We start from the raw sequence: 23,983 nt of genomic DNA on the forward strand, positions 1-23,983 counted from the left end.
CCGCCGTAAGCGGCGCGCCATGGCCCGGGCGCCGCAGGACACCCCGGCCGGGCTCTGGACCTACCTGCTCCTCGCGGTCAGCATGCTGTTCGCCGCGTTCCCGCTCTACTGGATGTTCGTCATCGCCACCAGCAACGACGAGGCGCTGGCCAAGCTGCCCCCGGCGATCGTCCCCGGTGACCGGTTCCTGACCAACGTCGACGAGGTCTTCTCCCTCCAGGACGTCTACTTCGCCGCGTCGCTGGTCAACAGCGTCATCGTCTCGACCGTGGTGACCGCCTCGGTGCTGTTCTTCTGCTCGCTCGCCGGGTTCGCCTTCGCCAAGCTGCGGTTCAAGGGCAGCAACGCGCTGATGCTCTTCGTGGTGCTCACGCTGACCGTGCCGAACCAGCTCGGCATCGTCGCGCTCTACATCGTGATGGGCAAGCTCGGCTGGAACGGGACCCTGCTCGCGGTCATCGCGCCCGGCCTGGTCACCGCGTTCGGCGTGTTCTACATGCGGCAGTTCATCGTCAACACCGTCCCGGACGAGCTGGTCGAGTCGGCCCGGGTCGACGGCGCCACGACCATGCGGGTGTACGGCACCATCGTGCTGCCCGCGATCCGTCCGGCCCTGGCGGTTCTCGGCCTGCTCACGTTCGTCGCCACCTGGAACGACTTCCAGTGGCCGCTGATCACGCTCAGCGGCACCGACTTCCCCACCTCGATGGTCGCGGTCTCCGACCTGGCCAGCGGCAACTACGTGATCTACCGGCGGGTGCTGGCCGGCGCGTTCATCGCCACCATCCCCCTGCTGCTCATGCTGTTCATCGGTGGACGCCAGATCGTCCGCGGAATCATGGAAGGCGCGGTGAAGTCGTGAGCCGTCCCACGCTGCTGCACGAGGGCTGGACGCTGCGGGCCCTGCCCGGCCCGCAGGTGCCGTCGGAGATCGCCGGGGTCGAGGTGCCGGCGACCGTGCCCGGGTGCGTGCACACCGACCTGCTCGCCGCCGGGCTCATCCCCGACCCGTACCTCGACGACAACGAGAACCGGCTCACCTGGATCGGGCGCACCGACTGGGTCTACCGGACCACGTTCCACCACGAGCCCGGCGGCGACGACCGGGTCGACCTGGCCTGCGCCGGCCTGGACACGGTCGCAACGGTCACGCTCAACGGCGTCGAGGTCGGGCGCACCGAGAACCAGCACCGCTCCTACCGGTTCGACGTCCGGTCGCTGCTGCGTCCGGGCGACAACACCCTCGCCGTACGCTTCGACTCGCCGTACCGCTACGCCGAGGCCCACCGGGACCGGCTCGGCGACCGGCCGAACGCGTACCCGGAGCCGTTCCACTTCATCCGCAAGACCGCCTGCAACTTCGGCTGGGACTGGGGACCGACCGTGGTCACCGCCGGCATCTGGCAGCAGATCGGCCTGCACGCCTGGTCCGCCGCCCGGCTGGCGACCGTCCGGCCGCTCGTCACGGTCGACGGCGGCGTCGGCCGGGTGGAGCTGCACGTCGAGGTGGAGCGGGCCCGCGACGAGCCGCTGACCGTCCACGCCACGGTCGCCGGCGTCGCCTCCGAGGTGACGGTGCCGGCGGGGGAGCGGGCCGCCGTGCTCACCCTCACCGTCGACGACCCCGCGCTGTGGTGGCCGGTCGGGTACGGCGAGCAGCCGCTGCACGACCTCGACGTGACCCTGCGCGCGGCCGACGGCCGGGACCTGGACACCGCGTCCCGCCGGATCGGCTTCCGCTCGGTGCGCCTGGACACCACGCCCGACGCGCACGGCACCCCGTTCACGCTGCACGTCAACGACGTCCCGATCTTCGTCAAGGGGGTCAACTGGATCCCCGACGACGCATTCCCCAACCGGGTCACCCGGGCCCGGCTGGCGCAGCGGTTCGACCAGGCCCTCGGCGCGAACGTCAACCTGCTGCGGATCTGGGGCGGCGGCCGCTACGAGTCGGACGACTTCTACGAGCTGGCCGACGAGGCCGGGCTGCTGGTGCAGCAGGACTTCCTGTTCGCCTGCGCGGCCTACCCGGAGGAGGAGCCGTTCCGCACCGAGGTCGAGGCGGAGGCGCGGGAACAGGTGACCCGGCTCGCCGGCCACCCGTCGCTGGTGCTCTGGACCGGCAACAACGAGAACATCTGGGGCTGGCACGACTGGGACTGGCAGGAGCCGCTCGCCGGGCGCACCTGGGGGCGCGGCTACTACCTGGAGCTGCTGCCCGCGACCGTCGGCGAGCTGGACCCGACCGTCCCGTACTGGCCGGGCAGCCCCTGGTCGGGCAGCGACGACATCCACCCCAACGACCCGGCACACGGCACCATGCACATCTGGGACGTCTGGAACGACGACGACTACACCAAGTACCGCGAGTACGTGCCGCGCTTCGTCGCCGAGTTCGGCTACCAGGCGCCCCCCGCGTACGCGACGCTGCGCCGGTCCATCTCGGACGAGCCGCTGGCGCACGACTCACCGGGCATGGCCCACCACCAGAAGGCGGCCGACGGGGACCGGAAGCTCCAGCGCGGGCTCGACGCCCACCTGCCGCCGCCCGCCGACTTCGACGACTGGCACTACTACACCCAGCTCAACCAGGCCCGCGCCATCCAACTCGGGGTCGAGCACTTCCGCTCGCACCGGCCGGTCTGCACCGGCACCATCGTGTGGCAGCTCAACGACTGCTGGCCGGTCACGTCCTGGGCCGCCGTCGACGGCGACGGCCGCCGCAAACCCCTGTGGTACGCGCTGCGCCGCGCCTACGCCGACCGGCTGCTCACCGTGCAGCCGCGCGACGGTGGGCTGGCGCTGGTGGCGGTGAACGAGACCGGGCGGGCGTGGACCGCGCCGGCCACGGTCACCCGGCTCACCCTGGCCGGGGAGCCGAGGGCGAAGACCTCGGTCGACCTCGACGTCCCGGCGTACTCCTCGGTGGTGCTGCCGCTGCCGGCGGAGCTGGCGCGGCCGGACGAGGCGCGCCGCGAGCTGCTGGTCGCGGAGGCCGGCGACACCGCGGAGCGGGCGCTGTGGTTCTTCGCCGAGGACCGCGACGTCGAGTGGCCGGCGGCGGACTGGGACGCGACGGTCGAGCCGGCGGACGGCGGACGGCGGGTCCGGGTGACGGCCCGCACGGTGCTGCGCGACCTGACGCTGTTCCCGGACCGCCTCGAGCCGGCCGCGCAGGTGGATCGGGCCCTGGTGACGCTGCTGCCGGGGGAGAGCGCGACGTTCACCGTGCACGCGTCGGGCCCGCTCGACGCCGACGCGCTCACCCGCCGCCCGGTGCTGCGCTGCGTCAACGACGTGCTCTGAGGCGGTCACCCCCATCTCCGATGACTTGAAGACTTCTGCAAGTGCTAAAGTCTTCGAAGTCGTCGGAGGGGCGAGTCGTGTCGGTGCCGCTGTACCAGGCCAAGGCGGAGCTGTTCCGCACCCTCGGGCACCCGGTGCGCATCCGGGTGCTCGAGCTGCTCCAGGACGGGCCGAAGCCGGTCCGCGACCTGCTGGCCGCCATCGACGTGGAGGCGTCCAACCTCTCCCAGCAGCTCGCCGTGCTGCGCCGCGCCGGCATGGTCACCTCGTACCGGGACGGCCCGCTGGTGATGTACGCGCTCAGCACCCCCGACGTGGCCGACCTGCTCGCCGCCGGGCGGCGCATCCTCGGCGCGGTCCTCACCGACCGGGACGCCCTGCTGGACGAGCTGCGGGCCTCGGGGACGGACCGGTGAGCGCGGCGGCCCTTCGTGCCGGTGACCTCGTCCGGCAGGCGGGCCGGCTGTTCGGCGGGCTGCTGCCCGGCCGGGCCGACTGGGCGGCCGTGCGCCGCTCGCCCCGGCGTGACCTGCTCGCCGGGCTCACTGTCGCCGTGGTGGCGCTACCGCTGGCGCTGGCCTTCGGCGTCACCTCCGGGCTCGGCGCGCAGGCCGGTCTGGTCACCGCCGTCGTCGCCGGAGCGGTCGCGGCGGTCTTCGGCGGCTCCAACCTCCAGGTCTCCGGCCCCACCGGGGCGATGACCGTCGTGCTGGTGCCGGTGGTGCAGCAGTTCGGCGCCGGTGGCGTGCTGATGGTCGGCGCGCTGGCCGGGCTGATCCTGATCGCGCTCGCACTGGCCCGCCTCGGCCGGTACGTGCGCTACCTGCCGGCCCCGGTGATCGAGGGCTTCACCGCTGGCATCGCCGTGGTGATCGCGCTGCAACAGGTGCCGGCCGCGCTCGGCGTCGCCGGCGCACACGGGCAGAAGGTGTGGGCGGTGGCCGCCGACGCGGTCGCCCGGTTCGCCGCGCATCCCCGCCCCGCCGCGATCGCCGTGGCGCTCGGCGTGGCGGCGCTGATGCTGCTCGGCGGCCGGTGGCGGCCCGCCGTGCCGTTCTCCCTGGTCGGGGTGGCCGCCGCGACGGTCCTCGCCGAGCTGGCCCCGATCGACCTGGCCCGGATCGGCGAGCTGCCGCAAGGGCTGCCCGCGCCGTCACTGGACTTCGTGGACCTCGGGGCGCTGGGCGTCCTGCTGCCGAGTGCCCTGGCGGTGGCCGCGCTCGCCGCCCTGGAGAGCCTGCTCTCCGCCACGGTGGCGGACGGCCTGACCGTCGGCGAGCGGCACGACCCGGACCGGGAACTGTTCGGCCAGGGCCTGGCCAACCTCGCCTCCCCGGTCTTCGGCGGCATCCCGGCGACCGCCGCCATCGCCCGTACGGCGGTGAACGTGCGCGCCGGTGCGTCCTCGAAGCTCGCCGCGCTCACCCACGCGGTCGCCCTCGCCGCGATCGTGCTCGCCGCCGCTCCGCTGGTCGGCCGCATCCCGCTGGCCGCGCTGGCCGGGGTGCTGCTCGCCACCACGGTCCGGATGGTGGAGGCGGCCTCCCTGCTGGCGCTGATGCGGGCCACCCGGGCCGACGCGGTGGTGCTGGTGCTGACGTTCGCCGTCACGGTGATCTGGGACCTGGTGACCGCTGTGGTCGTCGGGCTCGCCGTGGCGGTCGTCCTGGCGCTGCGTGCGGTGGCCCGCAGCGCCAGGCTGGAACAGGTGCCGCTGGACACCGGCGAGCACAGCGCCGAGGAGCATGCGCTGCTCGCCGAGCACATCGTCGCGTACCGGCTGGACGGGCCGCTCTTCTTCGCCGCCGCGCACACCTTCCTGCTGGAGCTGGCCGAGGTGGCCGACGTCCGGGTGGTGATCCTGCGGATGTCCCGCGTCTCCACCATCGACGCGACCGGCGCCCAGGTGCTCGGCGACGCCGTCGCCCGGCTGCGCGCCCGGGGGATCACGGTGCTGCTCTCCGGCATCACCCCGGGCCACGACCAGGTGCTCAGCGCACTCGGCGTCGCCGACGAGCTGCGCCGCGAGGGCCTGGTGTTCCCGGACACCCCGGCCGCCATCCGGTACGCCCGGGGCGTCGCCCTCGCCGCGAGCCCGGCCTAGGCGTCCGTCCCTTCGAGCGCCCGCCTGCGCACGCCGAAGACGATCAGGTAGCCGAGGATCCACACCTCGCCCACCGTGGCGGGCACCACCAGCAGATCGCCCGCCACACCGGCGCCGGGGGCGAGGTAGGCGACGAACGTCATGAGCACGTAGCCGACGCCGCCGGCGACGAGGACCCAGCCCAGCGGCCGGGGCAGCCAGCCCGACCGGAGCACGCACCAGCCCATCGGTACCAGCCAGAGGCCGAAGAAGAGGCCGCCCACCTCCCACAGGTTTCCGCTGACCAGGTAGAGCAACTGGACGGTGCCGGCGTCGCCCGGCCCGCCGGTCGCAGCCTGCAGAGCCGTCGCGAGCACGGCGGCGCTGCCGAGGATCGCGACGGCGTTGACGAGCCCGAAGGCGGCGATGCTGCCCGCGGCGGTGCCGTCGACAGTGCGGAACAGCCGGTAGAACCAGACGGCGGTGAGCGTCTGGGTGAGGACGACCAGCAGTTCGAGCGCGATGCCGGCGCGTGCCAGCGACTCGTGGGCCACCAGGTTGGCGAGCGTCGTGCCCACGTCGTCGGCGTCGAAGATCATCGGCCGGACGGTGAGGAACCCCAGCGCGCCGGTGACGGCGAGCCCGAGGTAGAACAGCCCGGTCACGCGGGCGGTACGGATCAGCTGGTGCATGGCGGCTCCTCGGGGGTGATCGACGTGCCGTGGCGGGGGTCGCCTTACGCCGTAAGGCCAACCATACGTTGTAAGGTCAAGGGAAGATGGGAAGCCGGATGGGAGCGAGGAAGCCTCGGGAGCCGCTGAGCCGCGAGCGAGCCCTGGCCAGCGCGATCGACCTGGTCGACGCCGAGGGGATGGCCGCGCTCACGATGCGCCGGCTCGCCGCCGAACTCGGCGTCGAGGCCATGTCGCTCTACCACCACCTGCCCGGCAAGGCCGGACTGCTCGACGGCCTCGTGGACGCCGTCGCCGCGGAGATCACCTCAGCCGCCGAGCAGGCCGAGGCGGACGCGCCCGGCGGCGACTGGCGGACCCGGCTGCGACTGCGCTTCCTCGCCGCGCGTGCGGTCATGCTGCGGCACCCGTGGGCCCCGGCGCTGCTCAGCTCCCGCCCGACAGTCCCCGCCGGGGTGTACGCCTACTACGACGGGATCCTCGCCACCCTCGTCGACGGCGGCTTCTCGTACCGGATCGCCCACCGGGCGCTGCACGCCTTCGGCAGCCTGGCGCTCGGCTTCGCGCAGGAGGTGTTCCGGCCCGATGCGGGCGGGGAGGCCGACGCGGACGCGGCGGAGGCCGCGCTGGTGGCGCTGGCCGAACGGTTGCCGCACCTGGCCGCGATGGTGGCCGCCGAGACGCACGACGCGGCGGATCCCACCCTCGGGTGGTGCGACAGTCAGACCGAGTTCGAGTTCACCCTCGACCTGCTCTTCGACGGCCTGGAACGACACCGACCGCATGCCTGAGTCCGTCGGTGGAACGCCATTCGCAGTCAGGTATCGGACTGATAAGCCGACCAGAGCCGAATTGATGACACGGGCTATCCGTCCGGCATTCGGTTTCGACCGGGACGGATCGCTCGACATCCGACTGGTCAACTCTTTCCGTTCGTACGCGCCAACTGTCGCGCCGCTTTCCGGCCGGGCCCGCGAGTAACTTCTCGTACCACCGCATTCACGAGGAGTCACTTTATGTCTGAGGAAACCTGGCTCGCGGCCCGCCTGATCCCCACTTCCGGGATCAACGGCGCGGAGGAGCAGGAACGCCGGGCGACCTCCGCCCTGCTGGCGGTGATGAGCGCAGTCCGGGAATTCGGACGTGTCCTGACTCAGTCCGTCGGCGCGCCGGCCGGAGTGGTGCAGACCTTCATCGAGGTGCCCTTCAAACTCGGAAACCAGCAGCTCTTCCCGGACGGTCTCATTCGCGTCACCAGGGGACAACGCCAGTGGACCGCACTCGTGGAGGTGAAGACCGGCAGTAACCCGCTGCGGTCCGAGCAGTTGGAAGCCTATCTGGACATCGCACGGGAGCAGGGATTCGACGCCCTCATCACGATCTCCAACGAGATCGCCCCCGTCCCGGGGCAGCACCCGACGACCGTCGACCGGCGGAAACTCCGCAAGGTCGCCCTGTACCATTTGCCCTGGACGGAGATCCTCACCCAGGCGGTCATTCAGAAGGAATACCGCGGCGTCGCCGACCCGGATCAGGCATGGGTTCTGGGCGAGTTGATCCGATACCTCGAACACCCGCGCTCGGGCGCTCTTGAGTTCAGCGACATGGGGCCGGCGTGGGTGCAGGTTCGGGATGGGGTGTCTGCCGGGACACTGCGGGCGGGCGACGGTGCGGCAGCGCAGGTCGCCGGACGCTTCGACGCCCTGATCCGTTACGCGTGCCTCCGACTCGGTCGACGGCTCGGCACCGACGTGACTCCCGCGCTGAGCCGCCGCGACCTCGCCGATCCGGCCGCGCGCACCCAGTCGCTCGCCAACCAACTCGCCAGTGCCGGCACCCTGACCGGCAGCATCCGGATTCCGGGTGCGGTCGGCCACCTTCACGTCACCGCCGATCTGCGGGCAGGGCAGATCGTCTGCCACGTCGATGTCGACGCCCCACGGTCTGGCCGGCCGACAACCCGGGTGAACTGGCTGGTCCGTCAACTGAAGGACGCGCCGGACACGGTCCGGATCGAGGCATTCGCGATGCACGCCCGAGGCGGCGGCGCCACCGATCTCCTCCGCCAGATCCGCGCCGAGCCGACGACGCTCATCAGCGACCCCTCGCGCGAACTGCGGGCATTCCGCATCGCTCAGAGCACGGCCGCGGGAACCAAGCGTGGCAGCGGTCGGGGCGCCTTCATCGACTCCGTGCTGCACGCCATCGACGACTTCTACGAGCAGATCATCCAGAACCTGAAGCCGTGGATGCCCGCGCCGCCCCGGTTGCGTACGTCGGAGGACGTGATTCCCGTACAGCCGGTCGCCTCCAGCCTCGTCTCCACCGCCATCTCCTCCCAGGACAGCCCCGAGTTCGACACCCAGGAAACGCCCGGCGGCTCCGGTGCCCCGGACCGCTCCGGCGAGTGACCCCACCGTTCCGCCCATGTGAGGTCGGTCGGCTGGGCCTCTACCCGGCCGGGCCTGGTCGACGACCTGGAAGACGGTCTGACCCTGACGGACAGGCGCGGTCGCTCGGCGGCCAGCGGCCGGGCGGGTTCGGGCGGCGCCGGACGGGTACCAGCACGGCATGACTGATCCGGTTGAGCTGTCCGAACTGCACGCCGGAGGCGCCGACCCCGACGACGTCACCCCGGACGAGCCGCACGCGGACCTGGACGGAACCGACGAGAACTCACCGGCTGAGTTCGGCCTGCCGATAGACGGCACCGCCCCGGCCGAGGAGGACCTCACCCAGTCCTGACGCGCCGCCGCGCCTTGGGTGGAACGTCATGGGTGTTTACGGCCCCGTTTGACACCCATGACGTTCCACCCAACGGTTGTGAGGGCCGAGAGCCCTAGTTGGGGAGTGCGGCGAGGCCGGCCAGCAGTTCCCAGCGCTCGGCCTCGGTGAGCACCGCGTACGCCGGTTCGTCGCGGCGGTCGGTGTCCGCCTCGATCGCCGCGCGTTCCGGGCCGTCCGGCAGCGCGCGGATCTCGTCGGCGGTCAGCCCGGCGGCCCGCCACGCGGCCCGGTGCGCGTCCGCGCGGTGGTGGCGCAACGAGCCCAGGCGGGTCACCAGCAGCAGCGCGGGGGACGCGCCTTCCGGCTCGTACGGCGGGGACATGGCCCGGAACGCCGGCCCGCCGGTGGCCTGGGCGTGCGCCAGCACCCGGCCGACCAGCTCGGCGAGCCGGGGCACGACGACCAGGCCGGGCAGCACCCCGGGCAGCATGCCCCACTTCTCCTCGGCGGCCTCGCCGGTGGCCCGCTGCGCGAACAGCACCAGTTCCCGCCCCAGGTCGGTGAGGTGCCAGGCGCCCGCGTCGTCCCGGACGAAGATGCCCTGCTCCAGCTCCCGGCTCATGTCCCCGTCGCCGTAGGCGAGGCCGTCGGCGAGCGCCTCGGCGGGCATCGGCCGGGCCAGCACGCCGGAGAAGAAGCTGTTCTCGGCGCCGAGTTCGCAGCCGCGCTCGGCGTAGAACGCCTCCATCCGGGGGCGGGCCGCCCAGCGGGCGCCCACATAGACCCGGTCGACCGCCGGTCGGACCAGTCGCGCGTAACTCACCGTCGTCTCCACGCCGCCGGACCCTACCGGCGGCGTGGCGTTAACAGGGGGCCCCTCCTCTACCGGAGGCGTTAACAGGGGGCCCTTCCTTACTCGGGGACGCGGCGGTAGGCGCCGTCGCTGGCCGAGGTCGCCATCGACGCGTACGCGCGCAGCGCCGCCGACACCGGGCGCTGCCGGTCGGTGGGGGTGTAGGGGCGGTCCCGCTTCTCCTCCGCCACCCGCCGCGCGGTCAGCTCGTCGGCCGGCACGTTCAGCTCGATGGACCGGCCCGGGATGTCGATGACGATCTCGTCGCCGTCGCGGACCAGCGCGATCAGGCCACCGGAGGCCGCCTCCGGGGAGACGTGCCCGATGGACAGCCCGGACGTGCCGCCGGAGAAACGGCCGTCGGTGAGCAGCGCGCAGGCGCGGCCCAGCCCCCGGCCCTTGAGGAACGAGGTCGGGTAGAGCATCTCCTGCATGCCGGGGCCGCCCTTCGGGCCCTCGTAGCGGATCACCACCACGTCCCCGGCGACGACCTCCTTGGCGAGGATGGCGGTCACCGCGTCGTCCTGCGACTCGTAGACCTTCGCCGGCCCGCGGAACGTCAGGCACTCCTCGGGCACCCCGGCGGTCTTCACCACGCAGCCGTCCGGCGCCAGGTTGCCGTGCAGGATGGCCAGCCCGCCGTCCGCGCTGTAGGCGTGTTCGCGGTCGCGGATGCAGCCGCCCGCCGCGTCGGTGTCGAGCGACGACCAGCGGTTGGTGGTGGAGAACGGCTCGGTGGTGCGCACCCCGCCGGGCGCGGCGTGGAACAGCTCGACCGCCTCTCGTGTGGCCGATCCGCTGCGCACGTCCCAGTCGGCGAGCCACCGGTCGAGGTCGGGGGAGTGCACCGCGCGCACGTCGCGGTGCAGCAGGCCGGCGCGGTCCAGCTCGCCGAGGATGGCGGGGATGCCACCGGCCCGGTGCACGTCCTCCATGTGGTAGTCCGGGGAGTTCGGCGCGACCTTGGCCAGGCACGGCACCCGCCGGGAGATGGCGTCGATGTCGGCCACCTGGAAGTCCAGCTCCGCCTCGCGGGCGGCGGCGAGCAGGTGCAGGATCGTGTTGGTGGAGCCGCCCATGGCCACGTCGAGCGCGACCGCGTTCTCGAACGCGGCCCGGCCGGCGATCGCGCGGGGCAGCACCGAGGCGTCGTCCTCCTCGTACCACCGCTTGGCGATCTCCACGGCGGTGCGGCCGGCCTCGACGAAGAGCGACCGGCGCGCGGCGTGGGTGGCCAGCGTGGACCCGTTGCCAGGCAGTGCCAGGCCGATCGCCTCGGTGAGGCAGTTCATCGAGTTGGCGGTGAACATGCCGGAGCAGGAGCCGCACGTCGGGCACGCGGAACGCTCGATCTCGCCGAGCTGGTCGTCGGTGACCGCCTCGTTGGAGGAGGCGATCATCGCGTCGATCAGGTCGATCTTGGAGTGGACGACGCCCTCGATCGCCACCGTCTTGCCGGCCTCCATCGGGCCGCCGGAGACGAAGACGGTGGGGATGTTGAGCCGCAGCGCGGCCAGCAGCATGCCGGGGGTGATCTTGTCGCAGTTGGAGATGCAGACCAGGGCGTCCGCGCAGTGCGCGTTGACCATGTATTCGACCGCGTCGGCGATCAGCTCCCGGCTGGGCAGCGAGTAGAGCATGCCGCCGTGGCCCATGGCGATGCCGTCGTCCACCGCGATGGTGTTGAACTCCCGGCCGACGCCGCCGGCCTCGGCCACCGCGTCGGCGACCAGGCCGCCGAGGTCCTTGAGGTGGACGTGACCGGGTACGAACTGGGTGAAACTGTTCGCGATGGCGACGATCGGCTTGCCGAAGTCGTCGTCGGTCATCCCGGTGGCCCGCCAGAGGGCCCGGGCGCCGGCCATCGTCCGACCGTGGGTGGATGTCCTCGACCGCAGCTCAGGCATGACTACCAGTCTGACACCGCCCGCGCGGCGACCCCCCGCCGTGCACCCTGTGTCCCAACAGTTGCACACCCGGTGCCCCACGGAGGGCGCGGATCCGGCAGAGTTGACGCGTGCAGTCGTCCCCGGGGATGGTCACCGTCGCGGTGCTGAGCGGCTCCGTCGCGACCGCCGCCGCCGCGCTGCTCGCCGTGTCCGCCCGCCGGCGCACCGGCCCCCGGCGGCAGGCCCACCTGCTGCTGGCCGTCGCCGCCGGCGCCGCACTGCTCAGCCTGCTCCTCGGCCTCGGTGGTCTGCTGGTCGCCGGGGACCACTGGGCGCACCGGCAGGGCCAGCGCACCGGGTGGGCGACGCTGGTCGCGGTGGGCACCACGGTCGCCGCGCTCGGCCTCGGCGCGGCCCTGCTCCGGCTGCCCGGCGCGGCCGCGACCCGTGCCGCCACCGCCCGGCTGCTGCTCGACGGCCTGATCATGGCCGCCGCGCTCTGGTTCGTCGGCTGGGTGGCGGTCAGCGAGCCGGCCCGGCTGCTCGGTGGCACCACCCCGGCCGCCTGCCTGCCCATCCTGCTGGCCACGGTCAGCGCGGCGCTCACCGCCGGGCTGACGCTGATCCTGGTGCTGCGCGTCGCCCCGCCGCGCGGTTGGCTGACCCTGCTCGGGGCCGGGGCGATCGCGGTGACGGTTGGCGGGCTCGGCGTCTCCGCCGGGCTCTGCCAGGGCGGGCCGGGCATGCTGGTGGCCGGCGCCACGACGACCGCCGCCGGCCTGCTGGCCACCGCCGTCGCCGGGCGCCGGGCCGACCTGACGCAGCTCGACGTCGATCTCATCCGCCGCGACGGCGAGTTCGCCTTCGCGCCGATGTTCGCCATCGCCGCCTCCGCGATGTACCACCTGTTGCAGGGCGGCCGGTTCGACGGTTACGGGATCATGGCCGGCAGTGTCGAGGGGTTCGCGCTGGTGGCCCGGCAGTACCTGGCCCTCAACGACGTCCGCGGCTACGCCGTCCGGCTGGCCGAGCGGGAGGCGCACTTCCGCGAGCTGGCGCACACCGACCCGCTCACCGGCCTGGCCAACCGGCGCGGGCTGCTGCGCGCCCTGCACCGCTGCGCCGAGGCGGGCACGCCCTGCGTGCTGCTCGGGCTCGACCTGGACGGCTTCAAGAACGTCAACGACATGCGCGGGCACGACGTCGGCGACGCGGTGCTGGCCGAGGTGGGCCGGCGGCTGCGCGGCAACCTGCGCCCGGGTGATCTGGCCGCCCGGCTCGGCGGGGACGAGTTCGCGGTGCTGATGCACGGGTCGGCCGAGCCCGGGCCGGTGGCGGACCGCCTGCTCGGGGTGCTCGGCCGGCCGTACGAGGAGGCCGACGGCCCGGTCTTCCTGTCGGTCAGCATCGGCGTGGCCGGCAGTCATGGCGACCACGACGTCGAGCTGCTGCTGCGCAACGCCGACCTGGCGCTGCGCTACGCCAAGCAGCGCGGCAAGAACCGGATCGAGCGCTACGACGCCACGTACGACCAGTTGCTGAGCCGGCGCACCCGGCTGGAGCACGAGTTGCGCGGCGCGATCGAGCGCGACGAGCTGCGGCTGGTCTTCCAGCCGGTGGCCTCGCTGCCCTCGGTGCGCCCGGTCGGCGCCGAGGCGCTGCTGCGCTGGCACCACCCGGAGCTGGGCAACGTGCGGCCGGACGAGTTCATCCCGCTCGCCGAGGAGTGCGGCATGATCGCCAAGCTCGGCGCCTGGGTGCTGCACCAGGCCTGCTACCAGCTCTCCCGGTGGCTGGCCGACGGGCACGACGTCTGGGTGTCGGTGAACGTCTCGCCGCGCGAGCTGCACGCCCCGGAGTACGTGGTCCAGGTCGCCGACGCACTGCGCGCGCACCACGTGCCGCCGCAGCGACTGGTGCTGGAGGTGACCGAGCACGCCGTCGCCACCGACCTGGACGAGTTGATCCGGCGGCTGACAGCCCTGCGGCTGACCGGCGTCCGGATCGCGCTGGACGACTTCGGCGCGGGCTACTCCTCGCTCGGGCAGCTGCGCCGGCTGCCGATCGACATCCTCAAGATCGACCACAGTCTGGTAGCCGAGCACGAGCCGGTGCGGCCGATCGGCCGGGACGGGCCGGCGTTCGCCCCGATGGTCGACATCGTCATGCGCCTCGGCCACCAGCTCGGGCTGGAGGTGATCGCCGAGGGCGTCACCAACCCGACGGAGCTGGCCGCCGTGGTGGCCGCCGGCTGCCGGTTCGGCCAGGGCGCGCTCTTCGGCTGGGGCGTGCCCGCCGAGCACCTGGAGGCGATGCTGGAGGCGGCCACCGCGCCCGGCAACCGGCCCACCTCGGTCCCGCCCGCGCCGCCGCCCCCGCCGGTGCGCTCCCCGTCGCCGTTGCTGCCCCGGCTGCGCAACAACCCGCCCGCCCCGCGTCCCCCGATGGAGGGATCACCGCAGGTGACGAGCGGCGCGGAAGGGGCGCCGGCAGGCGACACGCCCACGTCCGTGAACCAGAATGTGGGATCAGTTGACTCATCGCGTGAGATGCGTCAGGCTTGACCGCATGTCGTCGAACCGGTCGCTGCGAGTACTTACCTGAGCGCACTCTCCCCCCGAGAGTGCGCTGGCCCCGTGCATCCTGCACGTGGGCTTTTTTGTTGCCGTCGGACCATCGCCGGGGCGTCCGCGTCCCATCCTGACAACCGCGTCACCCACTCACAGCCGAAGGCCTGAACCGCCATGACGAGACCCACGCCAGAGACCCTCGCCCACTCCGCCCGACGAGCCCGCCCGGGCGCCGGCGCGGCCGGCGACCCCGACCACGCTCCCGCCCCGCGCGGTGCCGCCCCCGCCGGCAGCCGGGCCGTCCCGGCCGGCGCGGACACCCCCGCCGCGCCCGTACGGCAGCCCGCCACCGCGCAGGTCTCCGGCGCCGGCTCGCTGGTGCGGTCGCTGGAGGCGCTCGGCGTCGACGTGGTCTTCGGCATCCCCGGCGGCGCGATCCTGCCCGCGTACGACCCGCTCTACGACTCGACGGTCCGGCACATCCTGGTCCGCCACGAGCAGGGCGCCGGGCACGCGGCCACCGGCTACGCGCAGGCCACCGGCCGGGTCGGCGTCTGCATCGCCACCTCCGGTCCGGGCGCGACCAACCTGGTCACCCCGATCGCCGACGCCTACATGGACTCGGTGCCGATGGTGGCGATCACCGGTCAGGTGGCCCGGCCGTCGATCGGCACGGACGCCTTCCAGGAGGCCGACATCCAGGGCATCACGCTGCCGATCACCAAGCACAACTTCCTGGTGCAGACCCCGGACGAGATCCCCCGGGTGCTGGCCGAGGCGTTCCACCTGGCCTCGACCGGCCGGCCCGGCCCGGTGCTGGTCGACATCCCGAAGGACGTGCTCCAGGCGCCGGCCACCTTCGCCTGGCCGCCCACCCTGGACCTGCCCGGCTACCGGCCCACGCTGCACCCGCACGGCAAGCAGATCCGCGAGGCGGCCCGGCTGATGACCTCGGCCCGCCGCCCGGTGCTCTACGTCGGCGGCGGCGTGCTCAAGGCCGGCGCCACCGAGGGGCTGCGCCGGCTGGCCGAGCTGACCGGGATCCCGGTGGTCACCACGCTGATGGCGCTCGGCGCGTTCCCCGACTCGCACCGCCAGCACCTGGGCATGCCCGGCATGCACGGCACCGTCGCCGCGGTCTACGGCCTGCAGAAGGCGGACCTGATCGTGGCGCTGGGCGCGCGCTTCGACGACCGGGTGACCGGCAAGCTGGACTCGTTCGCGCCGGACGCCGCGGTGGTGCACGCCGACATCGACCCGGCCGAGATCGGCAAGAACCGGCACGCCGACGTCCCGATCGTGGGCGACGCGCGGCACGTCATCGACGAGCTGATCGCGGCCGTCACCGCCGAGCACGCCGCCCACCCGGCCGCCGACCTGGCGGACTGGTGGACCCAGCTCGACGACCTGCGCGAGCGTTACCCGCTCGGGTTCGAGGAGCCGGCCGACGGCACGCTCGCCCCGCAGTACGTGATCAAGCGGCTGGGGGAGATCGTCGGCCCGGACGCGGTCTACGTGGCCGGCGTCGGCCAGCACCAGATGTGGGCCAGCCAGTTCATCTCGTACGAGAAGCCGAACACCTGGCTCAACTCCGGCGGCCTGGGCACCATGGGCTACGCCGTGCCGGCGGCGATGGGGGCGAAGGTCGGCCGGCCCGAGACCACGGTGTGGGCGGTGGACGGTGACGGCTGCTTCCAGATGACCAACCAGGAGTTGGCGACCTGCGCGCTGGAGGGCATCCCGATCAAGATCGCCGTGATCAACAACGGCAACCTCGGCATGGTGCGGCAGTGGCAGACCCTGTTCTACGGGGAGCGCTACTCCAACACCGAGCTGGGCACCCACAAGCACCGCATCCCGGACTTCGTCAAGCTCGCCGAGGCGCTCGGCTGCGTCGGGCTGCGCTGCGAGAACGCCGCCGACGTGGACAAGACCATCGAGGCGGCGATGGCGATCACCGACGCGCCGGTGGTCATCGACTTCGTGGTCGGCAAGGACGCGATGGTCTGGCCGATGGTGGCCGCCGGCACCAGCAACGACGAGATCATGTTCGCCAGGGGTGTGCGCCCCGCGTTCGACGAGGACGAGCTGTAGTCATGACCGAATGCACCGAGCGCAGCGAGGGCCATGAGGGCATGACGAGGAAGGCACAGCCATGACGATGCACACCCTGTCCGTGCTGGTGGAGAACAAGCCGGGTGTCCTCGCCCGGGTCTCCGGGCTGTTCTCCCGGCGCGGCTTCAACATCGACAGCCTCGCCGTGGGCGAGACCGAGAACCCGGACGTCTCCCGCATCACCATCGTGGTCAACGCCGAGTCCTCGCCGCTGGAGCAGGTGACCAAGCAGCTCAACAAGCTGGTCAACGTACTCAAGATCGTCGAGCTGGACCCGCAGGTCTCGGTGGCCCGGGAGCTGCTGCTGGTCAAGGTCCGCGCGGACCGCTCCGCCCGGGCCCAGGTGCTGGAGACGGTCGGCCTGTTCCGCGCCCGGGTGGTCGACGTCGCGCCGGACACGCTGACCATCGAGGCCACCGGCACGCCGGACAAGCTCGACGCGCTGCTGCGCGACCTGGAGCCGTTCGGCATCAAGGAGATGGTCCAGTCCGGGACCGTCGCCATCGGGCGCGGCTCCCGCGCCATCACCGCCGGCCCGGCGCTGCGCGCCGCCTGATCCGTACCCACCAGTTTTTCGACGGGCCGACGGGCACCGCCGTACGAAAGGGAAGTCAATGAGCGTTGAGGTGTTCTACGACGACGACGCCGACCTGGGCCTGATCCAGGGCCGCAAGGTCGCCGTGATCGGGTACGGCAGCCAGGGGCACGCGCACGCGCTGTCGCTGCGCGACTCCGGCGTCGACGTGGTGATCGGCCTGCCGACCGGGTCGAAGAGCCGGCCCAAGGCCGAGGAGCAGGGCCTGCGGGTGCTCAGCCCGGCCGAGGCGGCGGCCGAGGCCGACGTGATCATGATCCTGGCGCCGGACACCGCCCAGCGTGGCCTCTACGCCGACGCCATCGCGCCGAACCTGGCGCCGGGCAAGGCGCTGTTCTTCGGGCACGGCTTCAACATCCGGTACGGCCTGATCACGCCGCCGGCCGACGTGGACGTGGCGATGGTCGCCCCGAAGGGCCCCGGTCACCTGGTCCGCCGCCAGTACGTCGACGGCAAGGGCGTGCCCTGCCTGGTCGCCGTCGAGCAGGACGCCAGCGGCAACGCCTTCGCCCTCGCGCTGGCGTACGCCAAGGCGATCGGCGGCACCCGGGCCGGCGCGATCCGGACCACGTTCACCGAGGAGACCGAGACCGACCTCTTCGGCGAGCAGGCGGTGCTCTGCGGCGGCGCGGCGGCGCTGGTGCAGACCGGTTTCGAGGTGCTCACCGAGGCCGGCTACGCGCCCGAGGTGGCCTACTTCGAGTGCCTGCACGAGCTGAAGCTCATCGTCGACCTGATGTACGAGGGCGGCATCGCCCGGATGCGCTACAGCATCTCCGACACCGCCGAGTACGGCGACCTGTCCCGCGGCCCGCGCGTCGTCGACTCCCGGGTCAAGGAGGAGATGCGCAAGATCCTCGGCGAGATCCAATCCGGCGAGTTCGCCCGCGAGTGGGTGGCCGAGGACGAGGCCGGCCGGCCGAACTTCGCCAAGTGGCGGGCCGAGGGCGCGGCGCACCCGATCGAGGAGACCGGCCAGAAGCTGCGGGCCATGATGAGCTGGGTCGACCGGCCCATCACCGAGACCGCCTGAGCCAACTCTCCACGCGGCCCGCGACCCGACGCTCTCCCCGGCGTCGGGCCGCGGGCCGCGGCCGTTCACGTGCTGGGACGCGGTGAGCAACGCCTCGTCCCGTCCCGCCCCGGTGAACGGGGGATGTCGGGCGTGCGACGGGCCTGTGTGAGGGCGCTCACCCCGCGGTCCGGGACGCGGAGGGCGGGCCGCCCCCTACCATCCTTGGTGTGGTGCCCCGGCGCACCCGACGGCCATGGCACGGCTCGGCGCAGGGCGCAGCGCGGCGTCCCGACGCCCCCGGGCCGAACCGATACCGAGCGTCTACGAGGACCGATGAATCCTGTCGTACTGATCGCCGAAGAACTCGCACCCGCCGCCATCGAGGTGCTCGCGCACGACTTCGACGTGCGTCACGTGGACGGCACCGACCGACCGGCACTGCTCTCCGCCCTCTCCGAGGCCGACGCGGTGATCGTACGCAGCGCCACCCAGATCGACGCCGAGGCGATCGCCGCCGCGCCGCGCCTGAAGGTGGTCGCCCGGGCCGGCGTCGGCCTGGACAACGTCGAGGTGCCCGCCGCCACCGCGCGGGGCGTCATGGTGGTCAACGCTCCCACCTCCAACATCGTCTCCGCCGCCGAGCAGGCCGTCGCGCTGCTGCTCGCGGTGGCCCGCAACACCGCCAGCGCCAGCGCCGCGCTCAAGGCCGGCGAGTGGAAGCGGTCCAAGTACACCGGCGTGGAGATCCAGGGCAAGACCGTGGGCGTGGTCGGGCTCGGCCGCATCGGCGTCCTCTTCGCCCAGCGCATCGCCGCCTTCGGGACCCGGATGATCGCGTACGACCCGTACATCCAGCCGGCCCGCGCCGCGCAGCTCGGCGTCCGCCTGGTCGGGCTGGAGGAGCTGCTGCGCGAGAGCGACTTCATCTCGATCCACCTGCCGAAGACGCCGGAGACGGTCGGCCTGATCGGCGAGAAGGAGCTGGCGATCGTCAAGCCGGGCGTCCGGATCGTCAACGCGGCCCGCGGCGGTCTGGTCGACGAGCAGGCCCTGGCCGACGCGATCGCGGAGGGCCGGGTCGCCGGCGCCGGCGTCGACGTGTACGCGAAGGAGCCGTGCACCTCCTCGCCGCTGTTCGCCTTCGACAACGTGGTCGCCACCCCGCACCTGGGTGCCTCCACCAACGAGGCGCAGGACAAGGCCGGCCTGGCGGTGGCGAAGAGCGTCAAGCTGGCGCTCCAGGGCGAGTTCGTGCCGGACGCGGTCAACGTGCAGGCCGGCGGCGTGGTCGCCGAGGACGTCCGCCCGCTGCTGCCGCTGGCCGAGAAGCTGGGCCGGGCCTTCACCGCCCTGGCCGGCGGCGTGGCCGCCAGCGTCACCGTCGAGGTGCGCGGCGAGATCGCCACCCACGACGTGTCGGTGCTCAAGCTCGCCGCCACCAAGGGGCTGTTCAGCTCCGTGGTGGAGGAGCAGGTCACCTACGTCAACGCGCCGCACCTGGCCGCCGAGCGGGGTGTCGAGGTCACGCTCGCCACGCCGGCCGAGACGATCGACCACCCGAACCTGGTGACCGTGCGCGGCGCGCTGCCGGACGGGCGGACCGTGCGGGTCTCCGGCACGGTGACCCACACCGGCGCCCGCGACGTGCTCAAGCTGACCGAGGTGGACGGCTTCGACGTCGAGATCGGCGCGGAGGGCATCCTGGTCTTCCTGCGCTACGTCGACCGGCCCGGCGTGGTCGGCACGGTCGGCACGCTGCTCGGCGAGGCCGGCGTCAACATCGCCGCCATGCAGGTGGCCCGGCGGGAGGCCGGCGGTGAGACGCTGATGACGCTCACCGTCGACCAGGCGCTCGGCGCCGACCTGCTCACCTCCGCGGCCGACTCGATCGGTGCGGTCGCGGCCAGCGCCGCCGACCTCCGCGACGAGTAGTCCGGACGCAGACGGAACGGGGCCCGGCCGAACCGGCCGGGCCCTTCGTCGTTCCCGGGATCAGGAGCGGACGCGGGCCGGGGGCGGGTAGACCGAGCCGTCCTGCGCGTCGAACAGCATCAGGTCGTGCTCGCCGGCCAGCCGCTCGATGTCCAGCAGGACCTGGTCCGGGCAGGTGGGGTACAGGTTCATCTCGACGTGGTCGGCGGCCGCGTGCAGCGGCGCGACCTCCCACGGCGTGCCCGGCCGGGCGGGACGGTCGGGATAGCTCGCCGTGATCGCCCGGTAGAAGCCGACCACCCGCGGGTCCGGGTGCTGCTCGCCGTGCCGGCCCTCGCGGCATCGCTGCACCGCCGCCCGCACCTGCTCCGGTGTCGCCCCGTTCGGCAGGGCCCACACGCTCAGATCGAAACTCACGGCGGACAGCGTGCCATCCCGGGCGGCCCACGTCACTTCTGCCCCGCCCCGCCGGTCCACCTGCTGATTGCCGACACGGTGACGGAGGGTCCGCTGTGGAGACTCTTGCGTCGAGTTGCGTCGATTCGCTAGCGTACCGGTGCGGTTTCCGGCTGAGTCGATTTCCGGCCCGTCTTCGGGTGGCGTGGTCGGGCGTCCGGCCTGTCGGCCCGCACCCCTCGAATGCGCGAGCCACGCGCACTCGTCGCTGACCGGCCCCCACGGTCGTTGCCGAGACCGTGGGGGCCGATCGCGGCCCGCACCCCGGATGCGAGAACGGGGCGCGGTGGCGCCTCAGCGCCGGTGGTGCACGAAGAGCGGGCGGTAGTCCGATCCGGTGCGGAACCAGGCCAGGCCGGCCGGGCCGGCGGCGTACAGGGCGGTGGCGTAGGCGTCGGCGACGGCCAGGTCCGGGCCCACCACGGTGGCCGCCGCGAGGCGGTCGGTCGGCTCCCCGGTGTGCGGGTCGACGACGTGCCCGCGCCGGCCGGTGACCCCGGACGTGCCGACCGCGCCGGCGGTCATCTCCAGCACCAGCGGCGCCCGGCGGGTGTCCGTGGGGTGGTGCACCGCGACCCGCCACGGTCCGCCGTGCGCGGCGTGCCCGCGTACCGTCAGGTCGGCGCCGCTGAGCACGGCGTAGTCGTGGATGCCGGCGGCGCGCAGCCGCGCCGCGGCCCGCTCCACCGCCCAGCCGCCGAGCAGGCCGCCGGGATCGAAGCCGCCCGGCACCGCCCAGGCGTCGAACCAGCCGTCGGTCGCCGCCCGCATCGCGGCGCAGCGGTCCACCAGATCGGCCAACGGCGGGTACGAGTCGGGGCTGATCTCGTCCCGGCGCAGCCGCGAGACCAGGCTGTCCGGCTGGTTCGGACCGTAGGTGAGGTCGACGGCGCGCAGTTCCGCGACGGCGTCCCGGAGCGCCTCGCCGACGATCCGGTGGCCCAGCCAGTCGGGCGCGTTGATCAGCAGGGTGTACTCGGCGGTGGAGGTGTGCACGGTGTGCCGGACGCTGATCCGGTCGTACGCGCCGCCGCCGGCCCGCTCCACCCGGTGGCTGCGCGCCCCCAGGCGCAGGTCCGGGCGAGGGTGGTGGAACGCGGTCTGGTCGACCCAGCGGGTCCGGGGTTGCTCGTCCGCCCAGTGGGCCCGCCGCTGGTCGATCCGCATGACACCCGCCCCCTCGCTGGCCGCCGCCGCGGTGCGGCGATGCCGGTCCCGGACCCCCGTCGACCCGGTCGACCCGACCATAAGCAGTGGAGATGACCGCACCATGAATGCCGGCTGGGAGCCTGCTGTGCATCGGCTCGTCCCGGATGGTGGAAGACTCGTACCGGGGGCCGGGACGCCGACGTACGGTTGCGCAGAACGTCGAGGTGAGGAGCGTCAGGTGGCACGCATCGCGGTGGTGGCCGGCGACGGCATCGGTCCCGAGGTGGTCGGGCAGGCCCGCAAGGTCCTCGACGCGGTGCTGCCCGGGATCGAGGCGACCGAGTACGACCTGGGCGCCGCCCGCTGGCACCGCACCGGCGAGGTGCTCCCCGACGCGGTCCTCGACGAGCTGGCCGGGCACGACGCCATCCTGCTCGGCGCGGTCGGCGACCCGACCGTGCCGCCGGGCGTGCTGGAGCGGGGGCTGCTGCTCAAGCTCCGCTTCGCCTTCGACCAGTACGTCAACCTCCGCCCGTCCCGGCTCTGGCCCGGCGTGACCGGCCCGCTGGCCGCGGTCAAGCCCGGCGAGGTCGACCTCGTGGTGGTCCGCGAGGGCACCGAGGGGCTGTACGCGGGCGCCGGCGGCACGCTGCACCGGGACACCCCCGCCGAGGTGGCCACCGAGGAGAGCCTGAACACCCGGCACGGCGTCGAGCGGGTGATCCGGGACGCGTTCGCCCGGGCCGGCCGTCGCGAGCGCCGCAAGGTCACCCTGGTGCACAAGACCAACGTGCTCACCCACGCCGGCTCGCTCTGGTCGCGGGCCTTCGCCCAGGTGGCCGCCGAGCACCCCGACGTGGCCACGGAGTACCAGCACGTCGACGCCGCCGCGATGTTCCTGGTGACCAACCCGTCCCGCTACGACGTGGTGGTGACCGACAACCTGTTCGGCGACATCCTCACCGACATCGCCGCCGCCGTGACCGGCGGCATCGGGCTGGCCGCCAGCGGCTGCATCAACCCGGAGGGGCGCTACCCGTCGATGTTCGAGCCGGTGCACGGCTCCGCGCCGGACATCGCCGGCAAGGGTGTCGCCGACCCGGTGGCCGCCGTGCTCTCCGCCGCGCTGCTGCTCGACCAGCTCGGCCACGCCGACGCCGCCGCGCGGGTCACCGCCGCCGTCGCCACCGAGCTGGCCGGGCGCACGCCCGGCGCGCGACTGCGCACCGAGGAGGTCGGCGACCGGCTCGCCGGGTACGCCGTAGCCTGACCGGGCCGTTCCCGTGGCGGCCCGGTTCCGGGCCGCCAGACCCGTTTCCGGGCCAGCTCCGGCCGATTGGCATCGTCGATGTGCCGGGGCGGAACTATCCGCTGAACGACCGTTCGGGGTAAGTTTCTGGCACCAGTGACGGCGGCGTGCGATCCCGTACGCCGTGGGACCCGCAGGGAGGTCAGCGCGATGAGCGGTGGTGACAAGCTCGATTTCGAGATCCGTCCGAATCCCGCGCCGGTATCCGCCGCCGACCGGGCCGCCCTGCTGGCGAACCCGGGCTTCGGCCGGGTGTTCACCGACCACATGGTGATCGTGCGCTACGCCGAGGGCAAGGGCTGGTACGACGCCCGCATCGAGGCGCGGGCGCCGATCCCGATGGACCCGGCCGCCGCGGTGCTGCACTACGCGCAGGAGATCTTCGAGGGCCTGAAGGCGTACCGGACCGGCGACGGCGCGGTGACGATGTTCCGTCCGGAGGCCAACGCGGCCCGGTTCGCCGCTTCCGCCCGCCGCCTGGCCATGCCGGAACTGCCGCCGGAGACGTTCGTCGAGTCGCTGCGCCGGCTGGTCGAGATCGACCAGGAGTGGATCCCGGAGCACGAGGACGCCAGCCTCTACCTGCGCCCGTTCATGTTCGCCAGCGAGGTCTTCCTCGGGGTGCGCCCGGCCAACGAATACCTCTACTGCGTCATCGCCTCGCCGGCCGGCGCCTACTTCGCCGGCGGGGTGAAGCCGGTGACGGTGTGGGTCTCCCCGGACTACACCCGGGCGGCGCCCGGTGGCACCGGCGCGGCCAAGTGCGGTGGCAACTACGCCGCCTCGCTGGCGGCCCAGGCCGAGGCGATCGAGGCCGGCTGCGACCAGGTGGTCTTCCTGGACGCGGTGGAGCGGCGGTTCGTCGACGAGCTGGGCGGCATGAACGTCTTCTTCGTCTACGACGACGGCACGCTGGTCACGCCGCCGCTGGGCGGCACGATCCTGCCGGGCATCACCCGCGACGCGGTCCTGACCCTGGCCGCCGAGGCCGGGCACGAGGTGCGGGAGCAGCCGGTCGGCTTCGCCGACTGGCAGGCGGACGCCGCCAGCGGCCGGCTGCGCGAGGTCTTCGCCTGCGGCACCGCCGCGGTGATCACCCCGATCGGCGGCGTGCGCTTCCCGGACGGCGAGTTCCTCATCGGCGGCGGTGAGCCGGGCCGGACCACCATGGCGCTGCGGCAGAAGCTCGTCGACATCCAGCGCGGCCGCGCCGAGGACCGCCACGGCTGGGTCACCCGGGTCCTCTGACCCACCCCACCGCCCGACCCACCATCACGGCCGGCCCCGTCTCC

Annotated in this window: 19 protein-coding genes; 14 read left to right on the top strand and 5 right to left on the bottom strand. The window is 73.1% G+C overall.

The annotated features are described in order from the left end of the window. Nucleotides 1–19 precede the first annotated feature (19 nt). The 4 genes from ACN27B_RS16445 (at nt 20) to ACN27B_RS16460 (ending at nt 5,410) form a co-directional block, all read left to right on the top strand. Complete coding sequence (locus ACN27B_RS16445; RefSeq protein ID WP_172968022.1) at nt 20–862, top strand: carbohydrate ABC transporter permease; 843 nt, start codon at nt 20–22, stop codon at nt 860–862. Continuing rightward, nucleotides 859–3,306 carry a glycoside hydrolase family 2 protein gene (locus tag ACN27B_RS16450; RefSeq protein ID WP_422740939.1) on the top strand — a complete coding sequence of 816 codons (2,448 nt, stop codon included), beginning with the start codon at nt 859–861 and terminating at the stop codon, nt 3,304–3,306. Before ACN27B_RS16445 ends, ACN27B_RS16450 begins: the two co-directional genes overlap by 4 nt. Before the next feature lie 77 nt (nt 3,307–3,383). Next, entirely contained in the window at nt 3,384–3,722 is a 339-nt protein-coding gene (locus ACN27B_RS16455; protein ID WP_013284484.1) for an ArsR/SmtB family transcription factor, read from the top strand. Beyond that, nucleotides 3,719–5,410, top strand: a complete 1,692-nt coding sequence (locus ACN27B_RS16460) for a SulP family inorganic anion transporter (RefSeq protein WP_422740940.1) — start codon at nt 3,719–3,721, stop codon at nt 5,408–5,410. The genes ACN27B_RS16455 and ACN27B_RS16460 overlap by 4 nt, the downstream gene beginning before the upstream one ends. On the opposite strand, the gene ACN27B_RS16465 is transcribed toward ACN27B_RS16460, so the two are convergent. Continuing rightward, nucleotides 5,407–6,081: a DUF4386 domain-containing protein gene (locus tag ACN27B_RS16465; protein ID WP_099162198.1), complete on the bottom strand. Its 675-nt coding sequence runs from the start codon at nt 6,079–6,081 to the stop codon at nt 5,407–5,409. The two genes, ACN27B_RS16460 and ACN27B_RS16465, sit on opposite strands and share 4 nt — an antisense overlap. A gap of 86 nt (nt 6,082–6,167) precedes the next feature. Here ACN27B_RS16465 and ACN27B_RS16470 point away from each other — a divergent pair, with 86 nt between their 5' ends. The 3 genes from ACN27B_RS16470 to ACN27B_RS16480 all read left to right on the top strand — a co-directional run bounded on the left by ACN27B_RS16470 (nt 6,168) and on the right by ACN27B_RS16480 (nt 8,826). Beyond that, nucleotides 6,168–6,872, top strand: coding sequence for a TetR/AcrR family transcriptional regulator C-terminal domain-containing protein (locus ACN27B_RS16470; protein ID WP_422740941.1), 705 nt, complete (start codon nt 6,168–6,170; stop codon nt 6,870–6,872). A gap of 225 nt (nt 6,873–7,097) precedes the next feature. Then, nucleotides 7,098–8,492 carry a stress response protein gene (locus tag ACN27B_RS16475; protein WP_099162196.1) on the top strand — a complete coding sequence of 465 codons (1,395 nt, stop codon included), beginning with the start codon at nt 7,098–7,100 and terminating at the stop codon, nt 8,490–8,492. A gap of 160 nt (nt 8,493–8,652) precedes the next feature. After that, complete coding sequence (locus ACN27B_RS16480) at nt 8,653–8,826, top strand: hypothetical protein (protein WP_422740942.1); 174 nt, start codon at nt 8,653–8,655, stop codon at nt 8,824–8,826. A 94-nt stretch (nt 8,827–8,920) separates the two neighbouring features. Here ACN27B_RS16480 and ACN27B_RS16485 read toward each other — a convergent pair whose 3' ends face one another. Next, entirely contained in the window at nt 8,921–9,643 is a 723-nt protein-coding gene (locus ACN27B_RS16485; RefSeq protein WP_422740943.1) for a hypothetical protein, read from the bottom strand. 77 nt (nt 9,644–9,720) lie between these two features. Further along, entirely contained in the window at nt 9,721–11,568 is a 1,848-nt protein-coding gene (ilvD, locus tag ACN27B_RS16490; protein WP_422740945.1) for a dihydroxy-acid dehydratase, read from the bottom strand. Between the two features lie 110 nt (nt 11,569–11,678). Here ilvD and ACN27B_RS16495 point away from each other — a divergent pair, with 110 nt between their 5' ends. From ACN27B_RS16495 to serA, 5 genes are all read left to right on the top strand, one after another. Then, entirely contained in the window at nt 11,679–14,114 is a 2,436-nt protein-coding gene (locus ACN27B_RS16495) for a putative bifunctional diguanylate cyclase/phosphodiesterase (RefSeq protein ID WP_422740946.1), read from the top strand. A 180-nt stretch (nt 14,115–14,294) separates the two neighbouring features. Beyond that, nucleotides 14,295–16,214, top strand: coding sequence for an acetolactate synthase large subunit (locus tag ACN27B_RS16500; RefSeq protein WP_099162193.1), 1,920 nt, complete (start codon nt 14,295–14,297; stop codon nt 16,212–16,214). A gap of 61 nt (nt 16,215–16,275) precedes the next feature. After that, a complete protein-coding gene (gene ilvN, locus ACN27B_RS16505; RefSeq protein WP_099162192.1) occupies nt 16,276–16,791 on the top strand; it encodes an acetolactate synthase small subunit in 516 nt (171 codons plus the stop codon). A 58-nt stretch (nt 16,792–16,849) separates the two neighbouring features. Continuing rightward, nucleotides 16,850–17,863 carry a ketol-acid reductoisomerase gene (gene ilvC / locus ACN27B_RS16510; RefSeq protein WP_099162191.1) on the top strand — a complete coding sequence of 338 codons (1,014 nt, stop codon included), beginning with the start codon at nt 16,850–16,852 and terminating at the stop codon, nt 17,861–17,863. Nucleotides 17,864–18,178: 315 nt separating this feature from the next. Continuing rightward, entirely contained in the window at nt 18,179–19,777 is a 1,599-nt protein-coding gene (serA, locus tag ACN27B_RS16515) for a phosphoglycerate dehydrogenase (RefSeq protein ID WP_091580569.1), read from the top strand. 60 nt (nt 19,778–19,837) lie between these two features. Here serA and ACN27B_RS16520 read toward each other — a convergent pair whose 3' ends face one another. Next, nucleotides 19,838–20,194, bottom strand: a complete 357-nt coding sequence (locus ACN27B_RS16520) for a hypothetical protein (RefSeq protein WP_172967839.1) — start codon at nt 20,192–20,194, stop codon at nt 19,838–19,840. 333 nt (nt 20,195–20,527) lie between these two features. Beyond that, complete coding sequence (locus tag ACN27B_RS16525) at nt 20,528–21,400, bottom strand: FAD:protein FMN transferase (protein WP_422740948.1); 873 nt, start codon at nt 21,398–21,400, stop codon at nt 20,528–20,530. Between the two features lie 220 nt (nt 21,401–21,620). Between ACN27B_RS16525 and ACN27B_RS16530 the strand changes: the two genes are divergently transcribed. Both ACN27B_RS16530 and ACN27B_RS16535 read left to right on the top strand, forming a co-directional pair. After that, the gene (locus tag ACN27B_RS16530) at nt 21,621–22,652 is read left to right on the top strand and encodes a 3-isopropylmalate dehydrogenase (protein WP_422740949.1); all 1,032 of its coding nucleotides are present in this window, start codon (nt 21,621–21,623) and stop codon (nt 22,650–22,652) included. A gap of 189 nt (nt 22,653–22,841) precedes the next feature. Continuing rightward, the gene (locus ACN27B_RS16535) at nt 22,842–23,939 is read left to right on the top strand and encodes a branched-chain amino acid aminotransferase (RefSeq protein WP_099162189.1); all 1,098 of its coding nucleotides are present in this window, start codon (nt 22,842–22,844) and stop codon (nt 23,937–23,939) included. Nucleotides 23,940–23,983 lie beyond the last annotated feature (44 nt).

This window comes from Micromonospora sp. WMMD754, assembly GCF_049315235.1.
Lineage (GTDB): Bacteria > Actinomycetota > Actinomycetes > Mycobacteriales > Micromonosporaceae > Micromonospora > Micromonospora sediminicola.